Annotated in this window: 11 protein-coding genes; 3 read left to right on the top strand and 8 right to left on the bottom strand. The window is 74.7% G+C overall.

The window, feature by feature from the left end:
* Positions 1–10: 10 nt before the first annotated feature.
* The 3 genes from ACFQS7_RS23255 to ACFQS7_RS23265 all read right to left on the bottom strand — a co-directional run bounded on the left by ACFQS7_RS23255 (position 11) and on the right by ACFQS7_RS23265 (position 4,223).
* Complete coding sequence (locus tag ACFQS7_RS23255; protein ID WP_380069528.1) at positions 11–2,209, bottom strand: ATP-binding protein; 2,199 nt, start codon at positions 2,207–2,209, stop codon at positions 11–13.
* A gap of 10 nt (positions 2,210–2,219) precedes the next feature.
* Entirely contained in the window at positions 2,220–3,398 is a 1,179-nt protein-coding gene (locus tag ACFQS7_RS23260) for a response regulator (RefSeq protein ID WP_380069529.1), read from the bottom strand.
* A gap of 393 nt (positions 3,399–3,791) precedes the next feature.
* Positions 3,792–4,223: a DoxX family protein gene (locus ACFQS7_RS23265; protein WP_380069530.1), complete on the bottom strand. Its 432-nt coding sequence runs from the start codon at positions 4,221–4,223 to the stop codon at positions 3,792–3,794.
* Between the two features lie 130 nt (positions 4,224–4,353).
* On the opposite strand from ACFQS7_RS23265, the gene ACFQS7_RS23270 reads away from it, so the two are divergent.
* A complete protein-coding gene (locus ACFQS7_RS23270) occupies positions 4,354–5,292 on the top strand; it encodes a LysR family transcriptional regulator (protein ID WP_380069531.1) in 939 nt (312 codons plus the stop codon).
* Positions 5,289–6,914, top strand: a complete 1,626-nt coding sequence (locus ACFQS7_RS23275) for a GMC family oxidoreductase (protein WP_380069532.1) — start codon at positions 5,289–5,291, stop codon at positions 6,912–6,914. The genes ACFQS7_RS23270 and ACFQS7_RS23275 overlap by 4 nt, the downstream gene beginning before the upstream one ends.
* A gap of 27 nt (positions 6,915–6,941) precedes the next feature.
* Here the strand turns inward: ACFQS7_RS23275 and ACFQS7_RS23280 are convergent, their stop codons facing one another.
* From ACFQS7_RS23280 to ACFQS7_RS23300, 5 genes are all read right to left on the bottom strand, one after another.
* Positions 6,942–8,066, bottom strand: a complete 1,125-nt coding sequence (locus ACFQS7_RS23280; protein WP_380069533.1) for a sensor histidine kinase — start codon at positions 8,064–8,066, stop codon at positions 6,942–6,944.
* A 28-nt stretch (positions 8,067–8,094) separates the two neighbouring features.
* On the bottom strand, positions 8,095–8,400 hold the full coding sequence (locus tag ACFQS7_RS23285; RefSeq protein ID WP_380069534.1) for a hypothetical protein: 306 nt from the start codon (positions 8,398–8,400) through the stop codon (positions 8,095–8,097).
* Between the two features lie 97 nt (positions 8,401–8,497).
* Positions 8,498–9,151, bottom strand: a complete 654-nt coding sequence (locus tag ACFQS7_RS23290) for a response regulator (protein ID WP_380069535.1) — start codon at positions 9,149–9,151, stop codon at positions 8,498–8,500.
* Entirely contained in the window at positions 9,148–11,169 is a 2,022-nt protein-coding gene (locus ACFQS7_RS23295; protein ID WP_380069536.1) for an ATP-binding protein, read from the bottom strand. Before ACFQS7_RS23295 ends, ACFQS7_RS23290 begins: the two co-directional genes overlap by 4 nt.
* 69 nt (positions 11,170–11,238) lie before the next feature.
* Entirely contained in the window at positions 11,239–12,048 is an 810-nt protein-coding gene (locus ACFQS7_RS23300; protein WP_380069537.1) for an SDR family NAD(P)-dependent oxidoreductase, read from the bottom strand.
* A 321-nt stretch (positions 12,049–12,369) separates the two neighbouring features.
* Here ACFQS7_RS23300 and ACFQS7_RS23305 point away from each other — a divergent pair, with 321 nt between their 5' ends.
* Entirely contained in the window at positions 12,370–13,338 is a 969-nt protein-coding gene (locus ACFQS7_RS23305) for an HWE histidine kinase domain-containing protein (protein WP_380069538.1), read from the top strand.
* The last annotated feature ends 11 nt before the right edge of the window (positions 13,339–13,349 follow it).

Below are 13,349 nucleotides of genomic sequence, written 5' to 3' on the forward strand. Positions count from 1 at the left end.
GGCCTTCGCACTACGGCTCAGCCGCGTCGGCGGCCAGCGCGCCGGGCAAGGGGGGCGCGGATACCAGGGCCCCGGGGCTGGCCGGCGCCGCCGCCGCCGGTTGCAGCAGCAGGCGGAATTCGGCCCCGCCGGCCGGCCCGTTCGCCGCGCCGATCATGCCGCCGAGCGAGCGCATGATCCCGTGGCAGAGCGACAGGCCGAGCCCGGTGCCCTGGCCGGTCGGCTTGGTGGTGAAGAAGGGCTCGAACAGCCGCGGCAGCACCGCCGGCGGGATGCCCGGCCCGGAATCGGCGATGGTCACCGCCATCCGGCGCTCCGCCGGCCCGCCGCCCGGGGCCGCCTGGTCCACCAGCCTGGCCGAGACGGCGATCCGCCGCGCCGCGGGGGGGATCTCGAGCAGCGCGTCGCGCGCGTTCAGCAGCAGGTTGATCAGCACCTGTTCCAGCAGCAGCAGCTGGCCGCGCACCGGCGGCAGGCCGGCCGGCAGGTCCAGCACCAGGGTGACCTCCGCCTCGCGCAGCGCGGCACCGGCCAGCATGGCGGCGCCGGCCACCGCCTCCTCGACCGCGACCGCCTCCAGCGGCCCGGGATCGGTGCGGCCGAAGGCGCGCAGGTGGTCGATGATCGCCTTGGCCCGCTGCGCCAGGGCGCCGATGCGGTCCATCCGCAGCAGCGCGTCGGGGATCGCCGCGCCGCCGTGGCGGCGCAGGCCGCGGGCGGTGTTCTCCGCCGCCAGCGCCATGATCGAGACCGGCTGGTTCAGCTCGTGCGCCAGGCCGGTCGCCATCTCCCCCAGCGTGGCCAGCTTGGCGCTGTTGACCATGGCCGACAGCGCCTCGCGGTGCTCGGTGACGTCGCTGGTGAAGCCGACCAGTTCGCAGCGTCCGTCGGCGTGCCGGCGCAGCGGCTGCACCGAGGTGCGCAGCCAGCGCCGCGCGCCGTCCGGGCGGCGGAACAGCATGTCGAAACTCTGCGGCCCGTGCCGCGCCGCGGCGACGAGGGCCTGCAGGCCCTGCGGCGGGTCCACCGCCTCGCAGCGGGCCTGCCAGTCGGCGACCCCGGCCAGCTCGGACCGCCGCATGCCGGTCAGCTCGGTGATGGTGGGGCTGCCGTAGAGGAAGCGGAACCGGTCCTGGGCGTCGAGCTCGGCGCGGTAGGCGGCGCCGGGCAGGCCTTCCAGCACCATCGCCGTCTCCCGCCGCACCTCCTCGACCGCGGCGAGCTCGACCTGGTCGCGGCGGCGCTGCCGGCGCTGGTGGTGCAGCCCGATGGCGCCGAAGGCGAGCAGCGCGAAGGCGACCTCGCCGGCCCGCAGCAGGGTCGTGACCTGCCGGGTGGCCGCCTGGACCGCGATGACGTCGATATGGGCCGTGACATAAAGCACCGTGTCCGGCACGCGCCGCAGGGCGACGAGGATCTCGCGCCCGGCGATCGAGCCGTTGGTGCGGACGTCGCCCTCCTGTCCGGCCCTGATCAGCCGCAGCGTCGGGCTGTCGGGCTTCAGCCGGCGGCCGATGCTCGTGGCGGGGTCGTGGCTGCGGCTGAGCAAGGTGCTGTCCGCACGGAACACCGAGATGACCCCGTTCTCGTCCGACAGCAGCTCGCGCAGCAGCCGGGCCAGATCGACCGGGTCGAGCGAGATCACCGCGACGCCGCCGAACTGCCCGGTCGTGGTCGGCACCGGCCGGGTCGCCTGCACGGTCACGGTGCCCGAGACGCGCCCGAGCACCGGCTCCGAGACAAACAGGGCGTCGGCCGGCGCCGCACCGTCCGGCCCCGGCCGGTGGGCGCGGAAATGCGGCCGATCCGAGAGGTCGACCGGCGTCCAGCCGGCGACCGAGGACCAGGTGACCCGACCGTCCGGCCCGATCATGGCGACCTGCAGGACGCCGAAGGCGCGGCGCGCCACCACGTTGCGGGCCAGCGCCTCCAGCCCCGCCATTCCTTCCTTGTTGCCGCGCTCGGCCAGCACCTGGCGTTCGCGCATCAGCTGGACCAGCGTATCGACGGCGTCGAGCGTGCGGAGCAGCGTCAGCCGCGCCGCCTGGGCGTCGCGCCCGGCCTCGACGAAGGCCGCGGCCTCGGCCTGGCGCCGCTCGTGGTCGAGGAAGGCCTCGACCGCCAGATGCGCCGCGCCGGTCAGCAGCAAGGCGAGGCCGAGGCCGAGCAGCAGCCCCCGCCGCGCCCGCAACCAGGACCCGGGGGTCACGGCGCCGGGCTCACGCCAGCGGCAGCTCGATGGCCGCCTCGGTCCCGCCTTCCGGCCGCGTCCGCAGCACCAGCCGGCCGCCGTGGCGTGCCGCTGCCAGCCGGGCGATGGCCAGGCCGAGGCCGAGCCCGTCCCGCTTGCGGGTCAGCGCCGAGCCGTCCACCGCGAAAGGCTTGCCCGGATCGGCGAGCAGCGCGGCCGGGACGCCGGGGCCGCGGTCGCGCACCACCAGCCGGACCAGCCCGCCGGCCTGCTCGGCGCCCAGCTCGACGGTGCCGTGTTCCGGCGTGGCGCGGATGGCGTTGTCCAGCAGCCCGGCCAGGGCGGCGCCGACGACATCGACCTCGACCCGCAGCGCGGTCCCGGCCAGCGGGCCGAGCGCCACGCGGACGTCGCGCTGGCCGGCCAGCCGGCGGGTACGGGAGACCGCCTCGGTCAGCAGGCAATAGGCGTCCACCGTCTCGGCCGGCCGGCGGGCCTCGCCGCGCAGCCTTTCCCAGGTCAGCAGCTTGTCCACCGTCTCCAGCATGCGCTCGCCGGCCTCGCGCAGGTGCAGGCCGTAGCTCTGGGCGGCTTCCGGGGTCTTGGCATGGCCGCCTTCGAGCAATTCGGCGAAGCCGATCACCGGCACCAGCGGGGTGCGCAGCTCGTGCGCTAGCAGGCGGAGGCGGTGCTCGGTCTCACCCGCCTCGGGCGGCAGCGAGGGCCGCGCCGCCTCCAGCTTCGCCAGGGCCTCGGACAGCCGGCCGGCGAGGTCGTTGCCCGCCTGCTCGGCCTGCGCCAGGCGGCGGTCGGTGGCGACGCGCTCGGCCGCGTCGGCGCGGCGCGCCCGGGTGCGCTGCATGGCGCCGCCGACCGCGCGGGCGGCGTCCTCCAGGCTGAAGGGCTTGGTGAGGAAGTCGGAGACGCCGCTGCGCATCGCCTCCACCGCCTGGTCCAGCGAGCCATGCGCGGTGATGAGGATGACGCCGCGGGCGGTGGCCTCGGGTTCCTTGCGCAGCACCTCGGCGGCGAGGCTGAGGCCGTTGCCGCCGGGCATGCGGATGTCGGAGACGACGACGCCGATGCCGGGGTCGGCGCGCAGCGCGGCCAGGGCGGCGACGGCGGAATTGGCGCATTCCACCGCGAAGCCTTCCTCGCGCAGGCCGTCGGCGAGTTCCTCTGCGAGCATCGGCTCGTCGTCGACCACCAGGACGGAAAGATCGGGGGCGTCGGATCCCGCCGGCTGCCGCCCGGGACCGCTTGCGCTGTGCATCGTCATCGGAACCCCGGCGGCGCTCTGGAACTCCGGCGTGCCTAGACGAAACCCGAATCGCATAAAAGTGATATGTCGCAGCGAATGCAATATTCCGTGCGGCGTGCGCGGTTGCGATGCATCGAATTGTTGCATGGGCGGTTCACCGCCTTGCTGGTCCCAGCCGGGAACCGCGGCTTTCCTGCCCCTGGCCATGCTCCGGCACCCGATCGGGCCGCCGCGGGTTTACATTTTGACCGGATGCCCGGGAATGGGGACGCCTGGTCCCGTCCGACGGCATGTTCACTTTTTAGCGAGCATGCCGTCGCCAAGCATCCTCGGCGCGCCTCAGGCCGCCGCCGCCCGCCGGCCCGCCGCCAGGCCCCGCAGGTCCAGCGCCAGGGCGCCGGCGCCCAGTCCGGCCTGCACCAGCAGCGCCAGCGTCCAGAAGGCGGGGAACTCCCAGCCGCCGCCCTTGCCGGCGAACATCCAGCCGTTGCCCGCATGCTGCAGCAGCGCCCCGAGCATCAGCGGGATCAGCGCCAGGCTGACCACCCGCACCCCGATGCCGAGGATCAGCGCCAGCCCGCCCAGGATCTCGGCGGCAATGACCAGGACGCCGAGCGCCGGCGGATAACCAATGGAGCCGAAATACCCCATCGTCCCGGCCACCCCGAAGGTGCCGAGCTTCAGCAGCGCGCCGTGCGCCAGGAACATCGTGCCCATCCCGACCCGCAGCAGCAGGGCGGCGTAGGGGGCGGTGGTCTTCTCGTCGGGCATCGTGGTCTCCGTCAGGTGGGGCGGCGGGGGCGCCGCGGTGGACGGCAGGATGCAGCGCCGCCGCGGCGCGCTTCCAACGCGGGGTCGGAACGGCCATCATCACGCCGGTGAATGATGCGGGGGTGGATCCTTGGCCGATCTCGGCAGCCTCGACCTCAACCTGCTGCGGGTCTTCGACGCGGTGGCGCGGGAGCGCCACGTGACCCGCGCGGCGGAGACGCTGCACCTCTCGCAGCCCGCCGTCTCCAACGCGCTGTCCCGGCTGCGCGCGGCGCTGGGCGACGAGCTCTTCCTCCGCCGCCCCGGCGGGGTGGAGCCGACCGAGCTGGCCCAGGCGCTGGCCGGGCCGGTGGCCGAGGCGCTCGACCGGCTGCGCGACACGCTGGCCGCCCGCGCGCCCTTCGACCCCGCGACCAGCGACCGCATCTTCCCGATCGGCTGCAGCGAATACGCCGAAGCCGTGCTGGCGCCGCCGCTGCTGGCCCGCATGGGCCGGGAGGCGCCGGGCTGCATGCTGGCCATCGCCCATGTCGACCGGACCAACTGGGCCTCCCTGCTGGAGGGCGGCCAGGCCAGCCTGGCGGTCGGCGTGCTGCCGGAGCCGCCGGCGCTCTATACCCGGCTGCGGCTGCTGCCCGAGGCCTTCTGCACCCTGATGCGGCCGGGCCACCCGCTGGCCGAGGGCGACCTCACCCTCGAACGCTTCGCCGGCGTGCCGCATCTGCTGCATTCGCCCAACGGCTCGCGCGACGGGGCGCTGGACGCGGTGATGCGGGACGCCGGGCACCCCCGGCGCCTCGGCGCCGTGGTGGCGCACCTGACCGCGGTGCCGGAAATCCTGCGGCGGACCGACATGGTCATCACCCTCTCGGCCCGGCTGGCCTGCCAATTCGCGGTCGAGCACCGGCTGGTGCTGCGCGACCCGCCGGTCGCGGTCGAGCACACCCGCCTGTCGCTGGTCTTCCACCGCCGCTTCGAGGCCGATCCCGGCCATGCCTGGCTGCGCCGGCTGATCCTGGCCATCGCCCGCGACGTGGCCCCCGCCGGACCGGAGGCACCCGCACCATGAGCGGCTACGACTACATCGTCATCGGCGCCGGCAGCGCCGGCTGCGTGCTGGCCAACCGGCTCTCGGCGGATGGCGCGACGGTCGCGCTCGTCGAGGCCGGCGGGCCGGACCGCCACCCCTGGATCCATATCCCCGCCGGCTATGCGAAGATCCTGGGCCATCCGCGGCTGACCTGGGGCTACCGGACCGAGCCCGACGCGGCGACCGGCGGCCGGGCGCTGGACTATCCGCGCGGCCGGGTCTGGGGCGGGTCGTCCTCGATCAACGGGCTGGGCCATGTGCGGGGGCATCCGTCCGACTACGACCTCTGGGCGCAGAAGGGCTGCACCGGCTGGGGCTGGGACGGGCTGCTGCCCTATTTCCGCAAGCACGAGGCCTTCGCGGATGGCGGGGCCGAGCGCGGCAGCGACGGGCCGCAACCGGTGGAACACCTGGCCGATGTCCCGCCCATCGTCGCCCCGCTGGCTGCGGCGGCCGGCGCCATCGGCCTGCCGGTGCAGGCCGACATGAACGGGCCCGAGCGCGAGGGCTTCTCCACCTTCCAGCAGACCAGGCGGGGCCGCCGGCGGATCTCGGCCGCGCGCGCCTACCTGCACCCGGCCCTGGCCCGGCCGAACCTGACGGTGCTGGACCGGGCGCTGGTGCTGCGCATCGTGCTGGAGCGCGGCCGCGCCGCCGGCATCGTGCTGCGCCAAGGGGGCGGCGCCGAGCGCGTGGTGCGGGCGCGGCGGGAGGTGGTGCTCTGCGCCGGCGCCATCGGCTCCCCGCAATTGCTCATGCTCTCGGGGATCGGGCCGGGGGAACAGCTCGCCGCGCTCGGCATCCCGGTGCTGCGCGACATGCCGGGGATCGGCGCCAACCTGCAGGACCACTACATCACCCGCATGGGCTTCCGCTTGGCCGGCCACCGCTGGTCGGCCAACCGGCGCATCGCCGGCTGGCGGCTGCCGCTGGAGGCGCTGCGCTGGGCGACGCGGGGGACCGGCGTGCTGACCTGGTCGCCGGGGATGTTCTCGCTGTTCGCCCGCACCGCGCCGGGGCTGGAGGCACCCGACATCCAGCTCAACGGCGGCCCGCTGTCCTGGGCCGACGAGCCCGGCGCCGGCCGCTGGCCCGGCCTGCGGATCGGCGTGCCGGAAGCCGAGCCCGGCCTGACCATCGGCGTCTGGCAATGCCGGCCGGAAAGCCGCGGCAGCGTCACCCTGGCTTCCGCCGACCCCGCCGCCGCGCCGCGCATCGCGCCGCGCTACCTGGCGACCGAGGCCGACCGCGCCTGCGTGCTGCGCGGCATCCGCCTCGCCCGCCGCTGGCTCTCGGCGCCGCCGCTGGCCGGGATCGTGCTGGGCGAGTCGCGGCCCGGCCCGGCGGCGGGGACGGACGAGGACCTGCTGGACTTCGCCCGCGAAACCGGCGGCACCGTCTACCACCCCTGCGGCACGGTGCGGATGGGCGGCGACCCGGCCGCGCCGCTGGACGCGCGGCTCCGGCTGCGCGGCGTGGCGGGGCTGCGGGTGGTCGATGCCTCGGTCTTCCCCGACATCCCCGTCTGCAACATCAACGCCACGGTGCTGAGCGTCGCCGAGAAGGCGGCCGACCTGATCCGCGAGGATGCGCGCAACTGAGGCCCAGCGGCACGCCGCGCCGCCAACTCAGGCCCGGGAGGCCGCCGCGCCGCCGGCGGCGTCCGGCATCACCCCCGGCGGCAGGACCAGTTCCGCCCGCAGCCCGGTCGCGGCGAATTCCAGCGCGACCGCGCCGCCGAGGCCGTAGCGGACCTGCCGCTCGATCAGCTCCGAGCCGAAGCCGCGCCGGGCCGGCCGCGGCGCCACCGGGGGGCCGCCGGTCTCGATCCAGTGCAGCACCAGGCCGGGCCCTTCGGGAGCCGGCGCCTCGGCCCAGGCCAGCCGGACCTGGCCGCCCACCGCCGAGAGCGCGCCATGCTTGGCGGCATTCGTCGCCAGCTCGTGCAGCACCAGGTCGAGCGCGAAGGCCGCCTTCGCGGTCAGCTGCACCGGCGGGCCTTCGATCACCAGGCTGGCCGGGTCGCTGGCATAGGGTTCCAGCTGCCGCCGCACCAGGTCGCGCAGCGGCACCCCGGCCCTGCCGGACTGCGCCACCATGTCCTGGGTGCGGCCCATGGCGACGATCCGGCCGGTGAAGCTGCGGCCGAAATCGTCGAGCGAGGCGGCGTGCCGCCGCGTGCTGCTGGCGACCGACAGCACCACCTGGGCGGTGTTGCGGATGCGGTGGTTCAGTTCCTCGATCAATGTGGCCTGCAGGGCGTCCTGCGCCGGCTGGCCGGCATGGACGAAGCTGGCCACCACCCCCGCCGCCGCCGCCTCGCCCGGCCTCGCCGCATGGGGGAGCAGCCGCATCAGCCAGGCCTCGGTGCCGTCATGCGCGGTGACCCGGCGCTCCGTCGGCGCGCCGCGGTCGAGCACCTGGCGCGCCTCCGCCGCCAGGTCGATCCCGTCGAGCCGGCAGGTGGCCTCGGCCAGGCGCTGGCCCGGCCCGGCCCCGGGCAGGATGGCCACGGCGGCCGGGGTCAGCCAGCCGATCACCCCCTGCGGGTCGCAGGCGAAGGCGACCAGGCCGCAGCTCTCCGCCAGGGCCTGCCAGCCGGCGGCGGCGCCTTCCAGCCGGGCGACCTCGGCGGCCAGGCGCAGGTTGGCGGCTTCGCACCCGGCCAGCGCCTCGGCGGCCCGGCGCAGCTGCCCGGCGTCCGGCGGCGCGCCGAAGGATGCAGCAGGCCCGGCGCGCTTCGGCGTGCGCATCAGGCCCCCCGGCGATCGTCGGCGACGTTCATGCGCCGCCATGGAACGCGGGGGCGATGCACCACACTTCGCCGCGGCGGCGGTGGCTGCGCGCGCCGTAGGCGGGCAGCGTGACGACCTCGACCAGCGCCGCCTGCTGCCAGGGCGACCGGCAAGCCTGCCCGGCCAGGCTGTCGCGCATCGGCAGGAGGAAGGCGCCGTCGGCGAAACGCCTTGCCTGGTCGGGGCTTTCGGCGATCACGCGGCATTCGCCGCGGTAGCGGCTGAGCGCCCAGGCAGGGTCGTGCAGCCCGGTCGGTGTTGGACGCAAATCGAACAGCCGCGAAACCGCCATCCTCTCGCCCCTGCGATAATACGACCAGGGTGTTCTCATTTTCGTGATGTCGCCATCCGGGACTTCCCTGTGCGGCGATCAGGGAGAACCCTTATCGTCATGGCTGCAGGGAACCCAGCCAGCCCCGGCTGGCGGCGTAGCGGACCAGCTCCACCCGGCTGCGGAAGCCAAGCTTGCCCATGCCGTTCGCCTTGTGCGCCTCCACCGTCTTCACCGCGATGCCGAGCGCCTGGGCGATCGCCTTGTTGCCGTGGCCGGCGGCGGTCAGCCGCAGCACCTCGGCCTCCCGCTCGGTCGGCTCGGCGGCGGCTTCCGGTGCCGCCGGCCGCGGCGGGTCGCGGCAGATCGCCAGGGCGGCGACCGCGGGGTCCAGGTGCAGGCCGCCCGCGGCCACCGCGCGGATCGCCCGCACCAGCTCGGCCGGGGCGGACCGTTTCAGCACGTAGCCGGCAACGCCGACCTCCAGCAGCCGGCGGACATAGGCGCGGTCCTCGTGCACCGTCAGCATGACCACCCGGCACTGCGCGCAGTAGCGGGCGATCCGCTCCGCCACCTCGGCGCCGTTCGGCCCGGGCATCGACATGTCGAGCACCGCGACGTCGGGGCGGAGCCGGTCCGCCAGATCGAAGGCGGCGGTGCCGTCCGCCGCGGTGGCGATCACCTCCATGTCCGGCTCCGCCTCGACCAGGGCGCGGATGCCGGCCAGCACCACCGGGTGGTCGTCGGCCAGCAGGATGCGCAGCCGGTTCACAGCGGCACCCCGATCAGCAGCGTGGTGCCCTGGCCGGGCGCCGATTCGATCTCCAGGCTGCCGCCGAGCAGCGCCAGGCGTTCGCGGATGCCGCGCAGGCCGAGCGCCGCCGGCCCGGCGCCGCGCCCGCCCGGCCGCATGCCGACCCCGTCATCCTCGATCACCATGCGGAGCTGATACCGGCTGCTCTCGAGGGTGACGCCGACCTGCGTCGCCCCGGCATGCTTCACCACGTTGCTCAGCGCCTCCTGCAGGATGCGGTAGAGCGTGGTCTCGACCGGCAGCGGCAGGCGGCCCGGGTGCAGCCGCAGGTGGATCTCGCTGCCGAGCCCGGTGCGGCTGCCCCATTCCTCGACCAGCTGGCGCAGCGCGGTCTCCAGCCCGAGGTCGTCGATCGCGGTAGGGCGGAGCTCGACCGCCAGGCGGTTGGCTTCCTCGCCGATCGCGCAGGCGATGGCTTGCAGCCGGACGGCGCGGGCGGCCGGCGCCGGGTCGGCGGCGAGCCCGCCGAGTTCCAGGTGCAGCAGCGCCAGATGCTGGCCGAGCCGGTCGTGCAGGTCGCGGGCGATGCGCAGCCGCTCGGCCTCCTGCTGCTCCACGCTGCGGCGCAGCAGCAGGGCGGCGCGTTCCTCCGCCGCGCGGCGGGCGGTGATGTCGTAGACGATGCCGACCACGCGGCCCGCGGCCGCGCCGCCGGGCTCGGGGCATTGCGCCTCCACCGCCAGCCAGGCCGGCTCGGGCGGCAGGCCGGGCCGGGGCCGCTGGATGGGAAGCTCCATCCTGGCATGGCCGGTCCGCCGCGCGGTCGCCATCATGGCGGTGATCTCCCGCTGCGCCGCCGGCGGGATCAGGGCCAGGACTTTGGCGAGGTTGACCGAGTTGCGGCCAGGGGGAAGGCCGGCGACGCGGCGGCATTGGGCGGAGATGACGAATGTCCCGCGGTCGCGGTGGCTCTCCCAGGTGCCGATGCCGGCGCCTTCGGTGGTGCGGCGCAGCCAGTCCTCGCTCTCGTCCAGCGCCGCGCCCAGCCGGGCCTGGGCGCGCTGCACCCGCAGGGCGAGCAGGAACAGCCCCAGCGTGGCCGGCAGGCCGAACAGCAGCGCCGCCCGCTGGTCGCGCCACCAGGCGGCGCGGATCGTCGCATGCGGCCGCCGCGCCGCCACATAGAGCGGGAATCCCTCGATCCGGCGGCGGGCGATCATCTGCTGCCGGCCATCGACGATCGAGGTCACGTCCGGCAGCAACTCGCGGTCGATCCCGTCCGGCAGCGGCCGGGTGCTCTGGCTCCGGGCCATGGGCAGCCCGCCGGTGCGGCCGATCACCACCCCCGCCACCGTGGCCAGGGACAGCGCGTCGTCGGCCTCCCGCAGCAGGTAGCGCATGCCTTCGCCGATCGTGTCGGGGAAGACCGAGACGTTGATCAGCCCGTCGAATTCGCCCTCGGGCAGGCCGTTGCCGGCACCGACCCGGCGCCGGCTGAGCGCGAAGAAGGGCGTGCCGTCCCACTTGTTGCGATAGACCTCGCTGACATGCAGCGCCGGCGGGTTCGGCCCGGACAGCGCCAGGAAGAAGCTGCGGTCGACGGCGGTCGGCACGCCGCGCGGGATCGGGAAGATGTTGGCGCCGAGCAGCGGGTAGCCGTGCCGGTCGATGACGAAGCCGGCCTCGGCCTGCGGCAGGTCGGCCAGGATCCGGTGCAGCTCGGCGTGCAATTCGGCCTCCCGCGCGGTGATCCCGGCATCCGGCAGGCCGCGCACCAGGTCGCCGATCCGGCCGAGCGCGAAGGCGTAGCCGGCCAGGACGCGGGTGGCGTATTCCGCTGCCGCATCCGCGGTGCGGGACAGCTCGGTCGCCGCCCCGCGCCAGGCGGCCTGCCAGCCGACCCAGGCATTGGCGCCGAGCAGCAGCAGCGGCAGCAGCAGCGCCGCCGCGGGCAGCGCCGCGGCGCGCCAGGGCGCCTGGTCCTGCCGGCCCTCGGAGCGTGGCCGGGGTGCCGGCGCGCTGCTGATCTGGTTCATCACAATCCCGTGTCGGCGGCATCCTGCGCCAGGATGCCGCCGAGGGGAATGAGGAAAGACCCTGGCCGGCTACCCGATGCCGGACGGCAGGGCGGCGATCGCCGTGGCGCCGGCATCGACCGGCACGATCGCCCCGGTCATCCAGCGGGCATTGCCGCCACACAGGAAGGCGACCGCGGCGCCGATGTCCCAGCCCGAGCCCTCGACCTGCAGGATGCTGCGCTTCCGCCGCGCCTCGCGCTTCGCCGGCGTCATGTCGTTGGCCTGGACCATCGGCGTGTAGACCATGCCCGGGCAGACGCAGTTCACCCTGATGCCGTCCTTGGCATGATGCACCGCCATGGCGCGGGTCATGTTCACCACCGCGCCCTTGGAGGTGGGATAGAGCAGCGACGGGTGCCCGCCCTTCAGCCCGGCGACCGAGCCGATGTTGACGATGGCGCCGCCACCCGCCGCGCGCATCGCCGGCACGGCGTATTTCACCATCAGCATCATCGAGGTGACGTTCACCAGCAGGCCCTGCGCCCAGTCCTCCGGGTCCACCTCCTCCGCCGTGCCCTTCGGGCCGGAGATGCCCACGTTGTTGACCAGCGCGTCGAGCCGGCCCCAGCGGGCGGTCGCGGCCTCGACGATCCTCCGGCAATCGGCGGGCTTGGTGACGTCGGCCTCGACGGTGACGGCCTCGCCGCCCTCGGCCTCGATCATCCTTCTGGTATCCTCGGCCCAGCCGATGATGGCGTCGGCGCAGACCAGCCTGGCCCCGGCCCGGGCCAGCAGGATGGCGGCGGCGCGGCCGTTGCCGACGCCTTCCCCGGGGCGGGAGCCAGCGCCGGTGACGATGGCGACCTTGCCCTTCAGGCCCTCCTCGATGCTGTCCATGCCGCGTTCCCTCCGGTTGCTTGGCGGCGAGCCTCGCACCGGCGGCGGTGGGGCTCAACCGGGGGATGCCGGCGGCGCCGGCGCGGCAGCCCGGCCGGCCACCACGGGTCCAGCAACGCCGCCGGGCGGAAAGCATCCGCGCCATCCTGTCGACGTGATCTCACCGGTCCTTGTGCAATAACCACCGGAAACGGCGGCTCAAATCCGCGAATACCAACTCAAGCGTTACGGATACTCTGATTTCGCACAGGATTCCGCTTGATAAGCTCGATCAACCGCCGCAGAGAAAAGGGTGTATTGTCACCCGCCCGGAAGGTTCAAGTGAAGCGGCAGCGGTGGGCCGGTGGCGCCCTTGCCGCCCTGCGGAACGGGATGCGGCGGGCCTCCCTGCCGCATAGCCAGCTGCTGTCGACGCTCCTCACCGCCGGCGTCTTCGGCCTGGACTGCGTCACGCCGGCCGATTTCGTGGTCGGCGTCTTCTACCTCATCGCCATGGTCCTCGCCGCCGGGAGCCGCTCGCGGCGCTGGCTGGCCGGCATCGGCGCAGCGGCCTGCAGCCTGACGGTGCTGGCCGGACTGATCGGCCTGGCAAGCCTGCCGGGCACGCATGGCGGGGTGATGTGGACCAATCGCGGGCTCACCGTGCTGGCCCTGGCGGGGCTGCTGGCGGTGCTCGACCGCACCGTCGTCGCGCAGGGCCGGGAAGCCCTGCTGCGGCGCGAGATCGACCACCGCGCCAAGAATGTCCTGGCGGTCGTCGCCGCCCTGCTGCGCCTGGTGCCGCGCGACGAGCCGGCGCAGTTCGCCAGGCGGGTGGAGCAGAAGATCCTGGCCATGGCCCGGGTGCATTCCCTGCTGGCCGAGGCGCGTTGGGAAGGGGCGGACCTGCAGCTGCTGGCGCAGCGCGAACTGGCCCCCTTCGCCGGTCCGCCGGGGCGCCTGCGGCTGGACGGGCCGGCGGTGCGGATCAGTGCCGAGGCGGCGCAGCCGCTCGGCATGTTCCTGCATGAACTGGCGACGAATTCGGCCAAGCACGGCGCCTTCTCGGTGCCGACGGGATCGCTGCACCTGCGCTGGCACGTCGAGCCGGACTCCGCCGACCTGCTGCTGGAATGGACCGAGCTGGGCGGCCCGCCGATCGACTGCCCGCCCGAGCGGCACGGCTTCGGCACCCGGCTGACGACCGGGCTGATCCGCCAGATCGGCGGCAGCATGGAGCATGCCTGGCACCTGACCGGGCTGCGCTGCCGGATCCGGGTGCCGCACCAGACCTTCGCGCGGCCCGAATAGCCGGCCGGCGG

This window comes from Dankookia sp. GCM10030260 (assembly GCF_042666655.1).
In the GTDB taxonomy this organism is placed as follows: Bacteria; Pseudomonadota; Alphaproteobacteria; order Acetobacterales; family Acetobacteraceae; genus Paracraurococcus.